Genomic DNA, 14,883 nt, shown 5'->3' with positions numbered 1-14,883 from the left:
TTCGCATAAGCAGAGGTATTACGAATGCTACCACAGACCTTCTGCCAACATCGTCTGACTGCTTCATAAGTACTCAAATAACTCTTGTCGAAGATTATAAAGACCTTCTGAGCCATACATGCTTTCTTGTAGCTCAATTATCTTTGCCATGTACTCTCTATTTGCCCCAACAAGATACTTTTGGCTTTGAGAATTCATGACCATAGCCAGCTTGGTACTAAAAATGGGCGGAAATTCACCATGGTTGTTTCTGCTTGGAGAGTAAGTCACAAGTTGAGTCTTCGACAATGGCAATATGAATTTAGATTTAAAGGAGAACATCTCAGCGACATCCTCGAATATTAATGGATTATCGCCTGTTAAAAAATTATCCCAACAACCAAATTCAGGCGATACGGTATGTAGTCTCCAGCAATCAAAATCGCTCTTGTGTACTCGCAAGTCAAACGTTAACAAAGGCAAATAGAAACTACGGAAAGAATGGCGAAAACCTTTACTGCTTTCTATTAGTTGAGTTATTTCTTGAACTTGTCCTATAGGTTCATTGTTGACAGTAATGCGGTCGCCGAACTGGCTTAAATCTAATTTTCTTATGTAATCATCAGCGAAAAAATCCAGTAGTGGCATCCGCCAAAATTGAGTTGCAACAAATATTTTTAGCAAATAAATGCCATTTTCAGTTATCAACTCTTCTTGCGATATTCCCTTTCTAATTTTATCAAAAAGTTGACCTAGAGGTGTTTCAATAGAGCTGTATAACTTTTCAAGTTTGTCAGTACGAACACCATTTACTTCTATAGTATTACGGTGTTTCTCAAAAAGGACTGTTTTAGGTGTCTCCTTGTCTTTTTTGAAATTATTGTGTTTCTTATCATAGACTTGGAGCCTGCCATTATCGGCAGTAAACCCCCTCAAGTACAGCTGAGGTACATAGTGGTGCTTCACTGAATCCAACGTATCACCTTAATCATTATTTTTTGACGCCTTTGCAGATGGCGAAATCAATATCATCAACTCTAGCTTTCACAGTCCACTCAGGTGTAGCTTTTAATGCAATATGGTTTGTGGACGCTATAACTTTGCTATCTGCGCCTGTGACTTGATAGTAAGTACACTCTACTGAATATGACCTATCAAAGCTATCTGCCATTAAAAGAGTCACAATGCTACGCTGGGAGTTACGTGGGTCTTTATGTTTATCCATAATTTCAGTTGTTTCATAGGTAAATTCTTGACCTACAGCACTAAACGAAATCAAAAATAACCCAAATAGCCACTTTTTCATTTTCACCCTATCTTCAGTCTCAATTTATGCAGCGAGTATCACACACCATACCTACATTAGGAAAAGTAGGTCAAATGATGATTTGATGAAGTGAGAGATGGCAACGCTCTAAACAATAATGGGGCACAGGCTTTTCAGTACATTGAAAAGCCTGAATTGCCATTTCTAGCAGTCGGTTTGTTCTGAAAGCCTCAGAGCATCTTCCAACTCAACGCCAAGATAGCGAATAGTATTATCTAACTTAGAATGACCCAACAAGAGTTGCACAGCCCGGATGTTCTTTGTCCTAGCGTAGATTAATGTGGCTTTAGTGCGACGCATGGAATGCGTTCCGTAATAATCTTCATTCAACCCCAGTTTGCTTGCCCAATTCCTGATTATTGAACGATAAAACGAGTAGCTGATAGGTTGATCCTTTCGACGAGCACTAGGGAAAAGGTAACTGCTTGCTACTAGGGATGATGAATAGATCCAACGACTAATACTTTGCTGCGTTCTTGGTGTGATCTCGTAATGCACATCAGTACCAGTTTTCTGCTGAACGCATTGCACCCTCTCATGAATCACTCCTTGAGATGAAACATCGTATACATGGAGTTTTAGTAAATCGCTGGCTCTCAATTTACTATCAATAGCCAGATTAAGTAGCGCAAGCTGCATCAAGTCGTTCTCAAGTTCTAGTCGAGTTCTTATTCGCCAGATTTCTTCAAGTTTGAATGGCCTTTTTATACCGCTACATGCCCCAGATGATTGCTTCCTCATGTTGACCTCCTTTTGAGTGATTGGCCAACTAGGATTCTAGGAAAGCTAGCATGACGTCACAGCCAAGCCCCCCATGGACAGAATGGATTAAGAAAACTAAGTATCAAATCTAGCGTTACAATCTTTGGAATTCATGAGTCGATACTTCTTGGGTGAACAATTCATAGACTTTCTAAATGCTCTTGCAAAATGAGAGGTGTCCGAATAACCCAAATTTATCGCTATTTGATGAACTGTCCAATTAGTGTCTAGTAGGATCTCACATGCATACTCAATGAGAATGCTATCGTTAACTTGTCGAAAGGTTGTTCCGCATAGTTTTAGATGACGCTGTAAGGTTCGTACTCCTAGCCCAGTCAACTCTGCGGCAAAATCAATCGGCAACTTACCTGAGGAGATATATGGTCTAATCGCAGCTTTGAACGCCTTTAAAAATTCATCTGGACTTGATGTTCGAGCACCTTGTAACACCCATGCTTCTTTATGCTCTGGATTTTGTGGAAGGATACTCGAAGGGATAGAGATACCTGTTGCAGGCCTTTCACACATCACCTGAGTGTGCTCTAGTCCTTTAATTTTACGAACTCTCTCAATGAGTTCATTGTCACTTTGAATCGCCACATACTCAAAGTTAACTTCTTTTCCCACCAGCGCGTTGATGATCTCTTTGAACATAATAAAGGTGAAAATCTCAGAGGCTTTAAACCACGGCCTATCCTCAAATTCCCTTTGACGAATCAACCACCAGTTTTTGCCAATGAACTCCAATGACACTTGGCTGTCACCGTAGTAAATTTTCAAGGCATCACCAACTGCATTCAGTGAATCAAACAATGAAGTGTTTGCTGGGACAAGCTTTAATAAATTAGGCACTAGATTGGTATTGCTAACCTCACTAAGCAGCGAATCAAATTGCTGTGGCGTGAGTTTTTGCGCCAGTTGCTCAAAAATATTCTTAAATTCTTTAGGGGAAAGTTGAGAAATCCCAGAATGTTGCCTATCCAAAGCATCCTTTGGAACTTCTGATATGTTTAACACGTCGACTCTTTTCGATACTTCGGCGACGAAGTTAACGAAATAGCTCTTTTGAATAAGCTCAATGTAGGCTGACTTCATTGAATCCTCCAATTCAAAGTTTGTATTGCCTTGTCGCAAAATGGCTCCATTAATTTTGTTCGATGACTATTATAACTATGTTACTCAAACAATTTGTTTCAGATTATGAACCGCAGAAATACAAATCCTACTTTGACAAACAGACAGGCACAACCATTACCGTAAATATCTAACAGTTACAATGGCTTACACCATTAAGTCGATAATCAAACGATTCCCAACCAAAAGAAATTTGGAGGCACATGTGTCACTTTTTAACAAGCCTTTATTATCAGCACTTGCTGTTACTACACTCTTAACGACCCCTTTTGTCTTTGCAGAAGACAAATTACCGTCAGTGCTATTTCAAGATGTTAATGTTTTTAATGGTCTAGATAACAAGCTCTACAATGACTTAGATGTTCTAGTTCAGGGGGACAAAATCATTGCCATCGGTGAAGATGTTGCTGCTCTTGAAAATTCTCAAGTGATTAATGGTAAAGATAAAACATTGATGCCAGGGCTTCTAGATTCACACGTTCACCTCATGATAAATGCAGCACCAAATGTCAGCATTTACGAAGATAATTGGGGTTATGTTGGCGCACAATCTGTAGTATCTGCTAAAGATATGTTGCTCCGTGGTTACACTACGGTTCGTGATGTTGGTGGTCCTAGTGCAGGTATTAAGCAAGCTATAGATGAAGGCTTAGTGCCAGGCCCTCGTGTACTACATTCAGGAGCATTTATTAGCCAAACTTCAGGGCACGGTGACTTGGCGACTTCAAAGTTTAAAATTCAGAATAGTTTTACAGGTATTCCTGATAAAGCTGCGCTATTGGGTTGGTCATACGTGGCTGATGGTGTACCAGAAGTTCAAAAAGCGGCTCGTGAGGTACTCCGTTCAGGAGCTTCACAAATTAAAGTGATGGCGGGAGGGGGCGTATCTAGCTACTTTGACCCATTAGATACCACCCAATATACGTATGAAGAACTTTCCGCAATTGTAACGGAAGCAAAGCATTGGGGCACATATGTTGCGGTACATGCCTATACAGATTATGCAGTAAACCAGGCAGTACGTGCTGGCGTAAGATCCATTGAGCACGGTCCTTTTCTAACTGAAGAAACCATCAAACTAATGGCAGAAAAAGACGTTTGGTTATCACCACAGGCATTACTATTTAGAATGACTCCTGAACAACTCAATATCGTTGGCACGCCTAGTGAACCAAAAATGAGGAAAGTTAATAAGGAGTCTGAAGAGGTACTAAAACTTGCTAAAAAGTACGGTGTAAAAATTGCCTGGGGCACAGATTTATTTGGTCCTCCATCAAAGCAAGCGATGCAAAATCAAGAGTTTGTAGCAAGGACACATTACTTTTCAAATTTCGAAATCTTGCAACAAGCGACCAGCTTAAATGCAGAGTTATTTGAATTAAGCGGTAAGCGCCACACTTACCTAGAAGGTAAACTAGGTCAAATAACAGAAGGTGCTTATGCCGACATGCTGCTAATTGATGGCAACCCACTAGAAGATATTTCTTTACTAAGCAAGCCACAAGAGAACATGAAATTGATCATGAAAGGCGGCGTGATCTACAAGAACACATTGTAAGACTCATATAACAAAACTGAGGAAAGAGAGAATACTTCTCCCTTTCCTTCTTCATTCATCTATACCTAAATGGCACTTTCACCTAAAGAATAGAAAGTTAGGCAACATAAACCTTTGGTCCAAAGGGTAAGTTAATCCATGGGGAATAATTATATGAGTAAGCAGCTCTTAACAATCGTATTTACGCTATTAATGAGCTTGTCAGCTTTGGCACAAGATACATCTTGGGAAGATTTAACTTCGAAATCAAACGAGTTTAATGACCCCTTTCTTTCACTGACATCTGACCAATTGTATAACCTATCGATTGTTGCCCGATATCAAGCACGTGATAGTCTGAGCGAAAGTGAGAAGACGGAATACAACGACCTTTTGGCTCTGCTAGAGTCAGAGTCAATCGATGTAGACTACTTATTGGAAAGACGCCAGGATGTTACTGAGCATCGCAAACATCTAGCAATGCAACCCAATATAGAATTAAAAGGAAAACTAATAAAGATACCTGGTTTTGTTACTCCAGTAGAATTTGATGGAGATAAAGTTGTTAAGTTCTTCCTTGTACCAACGGCTGGTGCCTGTATTCACACCCCGCCGCCACCGCCAAACCAAATTGTCTTAGTTGACTACCCTCAAGGACTAACTTTAACGTCACTGCAAGATGCTTTTTTCATAGAGGGCAAACTCAAAATAGAAGCTCAAAAACAAAAGGTAAATTATTCAGATGGTGCAACAATGGTTAATGCCGTCTACATGATGAGTGCGGATAAAGTCACGAGGTACAATTAATCCATCATAGATTAAGCCTTTCATATATTGCGAGACAGTTGTTTTACTAACCCTTGTTAGGGTGTCGTGAAGTGGCCTTTCTATTTAACATATTTAGTTAGACTCAACGCTTACCTTCAACCTCGGAGATTCCCGTGTTACCTTTTCAATCAATAAAAAAATCAGCTGCTATTGTAGTAGCACTTTTTTCACTGTCTAGTTTTGCTGCTACATTGGAAGGCCCAGGTTCCGTTGAGAACACAATTTCAACTCAAAAAAAGCAACAAAAGCATTGGAGAGAGGCATTAGCTGAACAAGGTTTAGTTTTTGGTTTGGACTATATTTCACAGGGTTTTACCAGTCCAAATGGTGCTCACGGAAATCAAGCTAGTGCCGCATCTGGTGTAGGTCGTTTCTATGGTCAATGGAACGCCATAGGTCATGGAGCTAAAAATACCGGTAGTTTAATTTGGAAAATTGAACACCGTCACGCGTACACCGACAGTGCAATTAAAGACTACGCATTCCTCGCAGATGAAAACCTCGGTTATGTAGGTATGCTTAATCCGGCACTCAATGATCAAGGTGCTCGTATCTCTAACTTACATTGGAAACAGAAACTGAACGATGGAAAAACATCATTGGTTTTCGGCTTTCAGGATGTGACTGATTATGTCGATACGTATGCGTTAGCCAGCCCTTGGACTGGATTCTCAAACCTAGCTTTTCAAACTGGTAGCGGTGCAATGGGATTGCCTGATGACGGTATATTAGCATTATCAATGGGCCACATGATCACTGACAATTACTACGTAGTTGCTGGTATTGCTGATGCCAACGGCTATTCCGATATGGAAGATACTTTTCGTGGGTTTGACACACTGTTCAACGAGCATGATTTCTTCACGTCTGTTGAACTTGGTTGGACATCCTCACAGGAGGCAATTTACTTCGACAATTTCCACTTGACGTATTGGCATCTTGACCCAACAGAAAACTCCGATGGGACAGCACGTCATAGTAGTAAAACCAGTAGCGGCTTGAACTTTTCTGCAAGTTACGTGTGGGACGACCAATTCATGCCCTTCTTCCGAGCCGGACACTCATTTGAAGGTGATGCGTCATTATTTAAAACATCTGTAACAGTTGGGGTAGGTGTATTTGGTATTGGTAAAGAAACTAACAACTTAGGTATTGCTTTCAACTGGTCAGAAATTAATGAAGATATGTTCGGCATTGATAATACCCAGATGGTTGGAGAACTGTTCTACAATATGCAATTTGGCGACCACATCCAAATCACTCCAGACTTGCAAATAATTATAGACCCTGAGTTCTCTAGTGAGGATGTTGCGGTGGTATTTGGTTTGCGCGGTCGAATTTTCATTTAGTAGCCAATTCTGAGTATCTTAAACGTTGAAGGCAAAACCTTGTCAGTGGCTTTGCTAATTTAGCGTTTTACGGATAATCTCAGGTATTGTGATGACCAGACTAAGATCGGCTAAGTCATTACAACACCTCTAATCTGGTGGCCAAATTCACTCTACCACTACACAGGCCGCAATCGAATCCCCCATAAGGAAGTTTTTCACAATGGATATCCCACGAATATTCAACATTGCTGAAAGCGCTCATCGCATTCACAACCCGATCACTCCCGAAAAGCTCGCCACTCTTGGCGCGGCGCTGCGTTTGGAGTCAGGGACCCGCGTGCTCGACCTTGGCAGTGGTTCGGGGGAGATGCTGTGCACCTGGGCACGCGATCACGGCATCATCGGCACTGGTATCGATATGAGCCAGTTGTTCTCCGAACAAGCGAAACACCGAGCTGTAGAACTCGGCGTTGCTGATCGAGTCAAGTTCATCCATGGCGATGCTGCGGGCTACATCTCTGACGAGAAGGTCGGTGTAGCAGCTTGTGTCGGTGCCACTTGGATCGCTGGGGGAGTCGCCAGCACTATCGACCTTCTGGCGCAGAGCCTGTGCACCGGAGGGGTCATCCTTATCGGTGAGCCGTTCTGGCGGCAGTTGCCACCGACGGAAGAGGTTGCCAAGGGGTGTCTTGCGAACTCAATCGCCGACTTTCTCATACTGCCGGAACTTCTCGCGTCTTTCGGCCGTCTTGGCTACGACGTCGTTGAAATGGTTCTGGCCGACCAAGACGGCTGGGACCGATACGAGGCGGCCAAGTGGCTCACTATGCGCCGATGGCTTGAAGCCAATCCCGACGACGAGTTAGCCAAAGAGGTTCGAGATCAACTGTCCTCGGAACCCGTGCGTCACGCCGCTTACACACGTGAATACTTAGGCTGGGGTGTGTTCGCGTTGATGCCACGGTGATCATTGGTATCTTATCGCCGTCTCGCCAGCGCCGACTTTTGCGCTTTTGGCTATCAGCCTAACCCATCATCTCACCGGCCTGCGCGGCTTTTCGCGCAGGTGATCACAAAGCACAGGTGAGCTACTGCTGGCTCAGAAGTGGACAAAAATGAGTTTGAGCTGATGTACTAGCTTGTTTGATTTGGATTAGGAAATGTATGTAAAAGGGTCAAAACGCAAGACCTGATCCCATTTTCACACTTGTGGCGCGGTCGACAAGTATCAAAATAGGCGGCTTTAATCACAAGGTATCCGAATGGCATTCATGTAGTGCAGCTCCAAATTTAAGAATGGCTGGTTCAGTTGAAATTTATCAAAACCAGCCGCTCTCGTTATCAGATTTGCTCCAAATCCAAGTCAGACCGCAAAGATTATTAGCCCTTGTGCGATTTCTTCGAACTATGCAATTAAGTCTTTAAGGCGATCCGCATCCGGATGCTTTTCCTGAGCGATAACCCGACATAACGCTTCAACGAATTCTCGTTTCATAACATCGGTCGATGTTTGGTCAGGTTGTGTCATTGTTAACACGGCAAAAGGATTCGGTGCCAGATGGATGTCTTTCCAGATACTTCTACAAACCTCCGCGTGAAGGTGCTGAGGCAATTGCCCGGATTGAAGAAATATAGCCATAACGCTGTCATCATTCACGGACCATAAATGGCGGTACGCACATTCAAATAACTCTAATGCACGGAGTTGTCCGCTATATTCTTTGAGCGCTCGATGGTACAAAGTAGTCAATGTGTCTACGCTCCATTGTTGCCATATGTCCTCAGGCAAATGAGGTTTCAGGTTAGCATACTGACTGACGATCCATTGCGCGCTGACATAGATTGAGTCTTGTTGAACTAAGTCACTAAGGGTCATTAACCAGGCTTTGATTTCTGATTGATTATTTTCGTTATACCCTTCAATTTCTAACGTGCCTTTTAGTACTCCCAGATAGAAAGGCATATGATCAAAGTGACGTGAATAGACTCTCCGTTTCACTGCCAGTATTTCAGTCAATAGCTTGGTACGAGATGCCATCGGAAGCCGACAACTTAGTCGACTTAGCTGAAAAAACAACCGCCATACATACTGAGGGAACACCTTGGCCACTTCACTCAATAATGAAGCCAACAATTCTGGAGTAATGTGCTCTGGGTGGTCATGCAGATAACCGAGGATCGTCTTTAGTGGTTCCACCGCATAATCACCATCGCCTGGCTTACTTTTCCCTTTGTTCACGGAAGGTAACAGTGCGACAGCCTGATCAATTTCACCTGCGACAACAAACAGTTGAATCAAAGCACAGCGGTCATCATAGTTTTTTTGATATTTCTTCAACTGAGCTGCTTTTAACGCAGCATTAACAAACGCTTCATCCTGCCAGTGATTCTTGACAGCTTCTGCTAAGGCGCTTGCTGTTTTACATGTTTTAATTACCGAAGAAATATCTGCAACATCTCCCGAATAAGGCAGTTCATTCTTACCACTTTCGATTTCAGCAATAGTGATGAACGGTTTATCGGAGCTGAACCCTCTACGATAAGACGGCGTCCACTCTTCGACTGACGTTGCCTCGCCAAGCTGGCCAATAATCCTTGTCGCTTTTTGCAAATCTCCGTGTGTAAACCAATAAGCAGCAAGCAACGTTAAAGCTTCGCTTTGTTCATTCTCAACATAGAATTTTTCCGCCTTATCCAACAACTCGTTGGTTAAGTAAGGGAGAAGATCCTTTGTGTATATACCAAATTGATCACCTTCCGGATATCCCTTATCCAGATAAGGAAGGACACGCTCAGGTTGTCCATTGAACCCGTGCGCTACGCCTTTTATAAGACATTCTTTTTGCCAGGATGGATGAATCGCTGAGTAGAGTTTTTCTAATTCATCATCAGGCAGGCAAAGTTTGCACCCTAGTTCAAATCGATTGCCTTCTTTGGTGTTGTATGGGTTATTTCTGTCTTCATCAGACATTCTTTGTTCGACTAGCACGGAAACATCTTTGCCAGATTTGATGGCATTTGCCAGCTCAGTATCAGCATCTTGTTTCTGTCGGCTATTGCCATCTACATATTGATTGAGAATGAAAACAGGATCATCAATCGCTGACCAATCATACCCAATCGATTCGACACTTCCCTTTAGATCTTCAATTAGACGCTTTCCCATTTGGTAGGAAGACAGCTCTAGGGCAACCCGGGCTCTGTCATTTAGATCATCATTCCAGACATGGTTAGTTAAAGTTTCAGCCATTTTATACCAACCCTCGTGATTTTGCTTTCCAGCCAGTCTAGCCGCAGCCACTGCTGCGCAGAACGTACCGCCGGAACGCACATCTTTAGGCGCATAATGACGAGCAAGGCGCATTAATCCTTTAAAACAACGCTGTACTTCAGGATGGTGGCTGTCTAAGTTGATAGCTGCGAATGTTTCAATGGCTGTACCATATGCGGCCGCTTCTTCGCCCCCGTCTTGAATCATGGGTCTAAGTGTTCCAAGATCGGCCAGATTACGAATTGCTCGCTCTTTCAGTTCTCCGTCGGCTAAGCCCGGGATAATTTTTGCCCATGCCTCAGCCAGGAACTCACGAGAGTAGGTATTAGATGCCTGGGCATAAGGTATTGCTTTTTCATGTTGGCCTTGCTGACAAAGCGCATAAATCACTCCATGCAACGTACCATCACTATTGGAGTATTGGTTGCGATAAATGACCTCATCATAAGGTAATAAAACACCAACTTTTTCTTCCCAAGTTCTGGTCAGATCCAGATAAATATCCCTAGTGTTCACCGAGCCGACAGGCACATTTTCACGTAATCCCTGTGTAAATAACGGTAATTGCGTGACATCCCCGCCCAATTCCACTAACTGAATTTCAAGAATGATGGTGCTCAAGTAGTATTGCAGTTCATTTAATTCGTCTAATGCCGATACGGCACCACTAATATCACCGAGTTTGAGCTTGTCATAGGCATCCAAGAAAGGTTTACACCCTTTATCAGATTGTGAAGACAACAATTTTTCAGCTATGCCGTACTAGTTTATTACTTTTGACATTAAGCCAGCCTCCAGCTTATTGAAAGGCTGGAGCTGAAATGCGGAAACACATATCACACCAACCACTTAGAGAAAATGTTGGCTGATTCTAAAACAGGATGTATTGAATTGTAATTATCTTTTTTCTTCTCCACTAGAAGCTAAAATGAAGAAGTTAAAAAGGACAGGCACTTTACGGTCAATTGTTTTGGAGATTGAAACAGCTGCGTAAACATATCACGCCGCTAAGCGCATCAAATGTGCAGAGCGCAGAAGATGGGTCAGGTCTTTCCTTTTGCCCGCGCATTAGCTTGTGTAAAGTAAATCAAGAGGAACAGGATGTGTATGAGCTATTGCTCTAACAAGGAATGGGGCATCAACGTGTCAGCTGATACCCATAGCCCATTGTGGTGCAAAATTGAGTTGAACTGATACTGACGGAAACCGGTAGCCTGACTGACTATACTAGTACCCGCTACTGGCAGTGGTGGTTATGGGATATTGACATTAAACGTATTTTAGCCGTACTAAAAGGAGATCATATGTGAGTAGTTAGGTCTTCAGCACATCGACCCGAGCAAACCTATAAGCCATAGCTCCAGTTAGACATTGGAGCCTTTTTTGTATAAAATTCCTGTTGAGCTCACGCATCGAAAGCGGATATACGTTGGAAACCCGGGCTAGGTATTTCAACGTATATCCGTTTTTTATTGCCTGGCCTTTCGTTGTACGAGAAAGCACTATGACAACCTACATTATTAAGCATTCTGGAGATCTGATTACCAAACTGAAATATTGGAAGACATCCAGCCGAGGTTACCCAACTGTAAAAGGTACTATTGAGAAGTATCTGGAGAAGTACCCAAGTACGACCTTGAAAGTTGAAGTTTGGTACAACCATCAGTTGGCCTGTTTGCGACTGATTGATTCATATCATCGGTGGTAATAGTGTGAAGAGGGCGGTAAGCCCTCTTTTTGTAAAAGGGAAATGCGTTTGAACATCACCGTATTCGGATTATAAAAGGTTATGGAAGGGGGAAGCACTTCAAACTCATTTCAGGGCACTTCTGTGTAACGAAATGTCACATGTCACGTTTCTAGACGAAAACAAGTTATTAACTATGCTCCTTTAGCAAACCATGGATTAACTCGTGTCTTGCACCCCACCAACAGGTTGACGCCGATGGTATTCCCAGAAACACAGCGTCAGCCCTTCAGATTTGGAATGGGCTAACGCTGTGAGGCTTGATAGTAATCGCTAGTTTACCCTTCGTTATAGACTAATTTTGGATAGCCGTAAAATTCAGGTACCTTACCTTCAACCACGACTTGGTTTAATTTTGCAGCAAGTTCTTCATCACCGCCGCAATCTAGAAGTAACTCGCGGCCATCGAGCTCAAAGTCCGCAAGAACCTGTTTATATGAGCCAGTTGAATACAGCATGTAGCCAATCTTTCGTAAACGACTCACCGCCATCTTGGCAATGCGCATACCGAACATATTAAGGCATGCATGTAGGGGGAGACCACGTTTCTTGTTCTCGCGCAATCGCTCTAATGCCTCTTCATCCAAGAATGAATAGGCGATCCGAGCAATAATTTTCCCAGCAAACACGGCTTTTCGGTATCGATCCGGATCATTTCGATCGAACTCTAGGCCGCATAGCCAACAAAAAAACTCCCAGTCATCATCAGTAAACGCACGACCACGATACTTAATTTCATGCGAAGGTCGAGATACTGCTGCTAATTGACGGTCTACGAGAGTCATTGGCTGCACAAAATCGACCAACCGTTTTCGAAGAGCTTCTTCAGTCAATTGCTCGGCCAATTTATGCAGAATCACAGCCCGAACTTTCTGCTTATCATTTAGCTTAATTGAGCCATCGGTCTCATGCTGCCGTAGTGCTTGATCATAGGACGATGCGATAATTGACATTACCTTCAATGGATATACTGAATTTGGAGAGAGTGTTTCTGGATCACGAATCCTAATCGGGTTACAAAGCAACGCTTTTTCTTCTTCACGCAGGTATCTCACTGCCTGTGGGATCATAAAGGACGGCGTGGTTGGCGCCATAGGATGCTTGGAACCGAGCTCGCTGCTGTATCTGACAACTTTCCCCGTCGGCAACTCAATATTTCTTTTGCCTGTCCGATAAGCATAACCCAAAACATCGGTGTAAATTTCATCTGAACTGAGCCAAAAATCGCCCCCTATCTGATATGCCAACAGTGAAATAGTAAATGTTGGCTCCGGTACGATTTCACTGAAAAGCTTATAGCGGTCGGAATAGTTAATCCACTGCTCTTCAGTGAGGTTTAGGGTGATCGGCAAGACGACCTTCTTTGCATTTTCAATAATCACAACATGCTCCGCTGTGATGCCTTCTCGGTATATTTCATTGTTTGCTCCTGTAAAAAGATGCGCACATTGTAGATACTGATATTCGCCCAATCCAGAGAAAACCTTTAAAATTCAATCTATTAAATTTGACAAACACAGTTGCTTTCGTTACCACGGTTAATTTAACCCATGTGGAAGAGATACTTAGAAATAGCGTGAAGCCAAACAAATTTTTGGCCACGTTCAACGACTACAGGGGGAAAACTGACGCGGCCTCTTGTTGACACTAATGAATATCAAAGAGGTATTGCCATCGGGTCTATTGATGGCAAATAGTCGATCAACTCAAGGCGTTCCCTTGGTAAGGTTGGTATTTGCCATATAACAGGGCATACAATCTCTTAAATTGATCGACCTAACAAAGATAGGCTGAACTAGGGGCTGCATAGAAACAAACACGTTGTCACAGTTGATGGCTCTAATCAGCATTGATGAGCCTGTACATGTTCGACTCTCCCCTACGCACCACGACATGTATCAGTGGCGAGTTCAGGATCGCCTTTTTAATCGTGTCTCCATGAATACCGGTTTGCTTGGCTGCAGCATCATAAAGTGTTCGATAGTCAGCAACACTGAGGGATTGCAATACTGTCGCAACAGCTAGCTGAGATTTAGTGGCAGGAATTATCTCCCGCTCAAAGGTAGCAACCCCCCTAGAGTTGCAGCGGATAATCGTGCAGTGATGATGAAGGTAATCAAGAATTTCAAACTCTTCAGGGTAGTCAGCACCGCGCCCTCGTAGTGTTCGCGCGGCAGCGGCAGCAACTCGCTCTACAGGGAGCGCATTTGAAATTGAGAATGACCGCGATATAGACGTAAAAAGAGGATTCTGCCTGGCCAGCACAACAAATTTCATTTTCCGTGGGCCCTCATCCCACGCGTCAATGCAAGTTGCATTTATCAAAAGCTGCTTTAATCGTGAATAGATCTGCGCATTATTAATTGCTTTAGAAGTCAACGTGCCGATGCACTTTCTAGAGCTATCATTGGATAGCTTCAGCCACTCAGTACGCAACCTCTGTGTTAGCCAAGGCCTTTTTAAAAGGTAGCTCCCCTCACCGTCATCTACTGGTGCGAGTTTATCATCAACTATGACGTATGGCGGCATATGAGGTGAAACAAGCTTCCCTAACTCCAACAGAGCTGACAGTGAAATGCCGTCATCAAGTGCACCTGATTCGTTGAGCCTGCTTTTCAGAGAATCACAACCTAGTGCGCCGCATATTTTGATCGCATGATATACCTTGTTAACCGCTGTTCGGATGTGGCGATTATTTTGCGAATTAGACAACTGCTGTTCCGCTTGGCGACAAATCTGATGCACTCGCTGACGGGTCAAACCAAACCGCTTCGCCACGTGTTGATAGCTAGGTTGACGAGAGTCATATAACCAGCGAGCTGCAACCATTGCACAGTTGAAATTGTTGTAACCAATAGTGTTCAGATCTGATTTTATGGCGTTCCAAAGTGGTGTGTATCGGGATTGATTTAATGCCATCTTTACTAACGCGCAGGAGCGCGAAAAAAAGGTGGCGAGTGGGAGGGG

The 14,883-nt window shown here is 43.2% G+C and carries 12 protein-coding genes; 5 read left to right on the top strand and 7 right to left on the bottom strand.

Annotation, left to right across the window (positions count from 1 at the left end):
* Positions 1 to 63: 63 nt before the first annotated feature.
* The 4 genes from C942_RS03685 to C942_RS03670 all read right to left on the bottom strand — a co-directional run bounded on the left by C942_RS03685 (position 64) and on the right by C942_RS03670 (position 3,163).
* Positions 64 to 945 (bottom strand): DUF4238 domain-containing protein, encoded by an 882-nt coding sequence (locus C942_RS03685; protein ID WP_232428133.1) that lies wholly within the window; start codon positions 943 to 945, stop codon positions 64 to 66.
* A gap of 25 nt (positions 946 to 970) precedes the next feature.
* Positions 971 to 1,285, bottom strand: coding sequence for a hypothetical protein (locus C942_RS03680; RefSeq protein WP_157372544.1), 315 nt, complete (start codon positions 1,283 to 1,285; stop codon positions 971 to 973).
* 165 nt (positions 1,286 to 1,450) lie between these two features.
* The gene (locus C942_RS03675; protein WP_036798663.1) at positions 1,451 to 2,047 is read right to left on the bottom strand and encodes a tyrosine-type recombinase/integrase; all 597 of its coding nucleotides are present in this window, start codon (positions 2,045 to 2,047) and stop codon (positions 1,451 to 1,453) included.
* A gap of 96 nt (positions 2,048 to 2,143) precedes the next feature.
* Complete coding sequence (locus tag C942_RS03670; protein WP_007462601.1) at positions 2,144 to 3,163, bottom strand: helix-turn-helix domain-containing protein; 1,020 nt, start codon at positions 3,161 to 3,163, stop codon at positions 2,144 to 2,146.
* A 244-nt stretch (positions 3,164 to 3,407) separates the two neighbouring features.
* Between C942_RS03670 and C942_RS03665 the strand changes: the two genes are divergently transcribed.
* The 4 genes from C942_RS03665 to C942_RS03650 all read left to right on the top strand — a co-directional run bounded on the left by C942_RS03665 (position 3,408) and on the right by C942_RS03650 (position 7,865).
* Positions 3,408 to 4,760 carry a metal-dependent hydrolase family protein gene (locus tag C942_RS03665; RefSeq protein WP_007462599.1) on the top strand — a complete coding sequence of 451 codons (1,353 nt, stop codon included), beginning with the start codon at positions 3,408 to 3,410 and terminating at the stop codon, positions 4,758 to 4,760.
* Positions 4,761 to 4,913: 153 nt separating this feature from the next.
* Complete coding sequence (locus C942_RS03660; protein WP_036798701.1) at positions 4,914 to 5,546, top strand: DUF3299 domain-containing protein; 633 nt, start codon at positions 4,914 to 4,916, stop codon at positions 5,544 to 5,546.
* Between the two features lie 134 nt (positions 5,547 to 5,680).
* Positions 5,681 to 6,916, top strand: a complete 1,236-nt coding sequence (locus C942_RS03655; protein WP_007462597.1) for a carbohydrate porin — start codon at positions 5,681 to 5,683, stop codon at positions 6,914 to 6,916.
* Positions 6,917 to 7,118: 202 nt separating this feature from the next.
* On the top strand, positions 7,119 to 7,865 hold the full coding sequence (locus C942_RS03650) for an SAM-dependent methyltransferase (protein WP_007462595.1): 747 nt from the start codon (positions 7,119 to 7,121) through the stop codon (positions 7,863 to 7,865).
* A gap of 438 nt (positions 7,866 to 8,303) precedes the next feature.
* Here C942_RS03650 and C942_RS03645 read toward each other — a convergent pair whose 3' ends face one another.
* Positions 8,304 to 10,874, bottom strand: coding sequence for a hypothetical protein (locus C942_RS03645; RefSeq protein WP_036798630.1), 2,571 nt, complete (start codon positions 10,872 to 10,874; stop codon positions 8,304 to 8,306).
* Between the two features lie 799 nt (positions 10,875 to 11,673).
* Here C942_RS03645 and C942_RS03640 point away from each other — a divergent pair.
* Positions 11,674 to 11,877 (top strand): hypothetical protein, encoded by a 204-nt coding sequence (locus C942_RS03640; protein ID WP_036798627.1) that lies wholly within the window; start codon positions 11,674 to 11,676, stop codon positions 11,875 to 11,877.
* Positions 11,878 to 12,194: 317 nt separating this feature from the next.
* Here C942_RS03640 and C942_RS03635 read toward each other — a convergent pair whose 3' ends face one another.
* Positions 12,195 to 13,388 (bottom strand): hypothetical protein, encoded by a 1,194-nt coding sequence (locus tag C942_RS03635; protein ID WP_007462591.1) that lies wholly within the window; start codon positions 13,386 to 13,388, stop codon positions 12,195 to 12,197.
* Between the two features lie 367 nt (positions 13,389 to 13,755).
* A complete protein-coding gene (locus C942_RS03630; protein WP_036798623.1) occupies positions 13,756 to 14,835 on the bottom strand; it encodes a hypothetical protein in 1,080 nt (359 codons plus the stop codon).
* Positions 14,836 to 14,883 lie beyond the last annotated feature (48 nt).

The organism is Photobacterium marinum, assembly GCF_000331515.1.
Classification (GTDB): domain Bacteria; phylum Pseudomonadota; class Gammaproteobacteria; order Enterobacterales; family Vibrionaceae; genus Photobacterium; species Photobacterium marinum.
The sequence above is the reverse complement of the archived record's forward strand: the minus strand, read 5'-3'. Positions and strand labels throughout refer to the sequence as shown.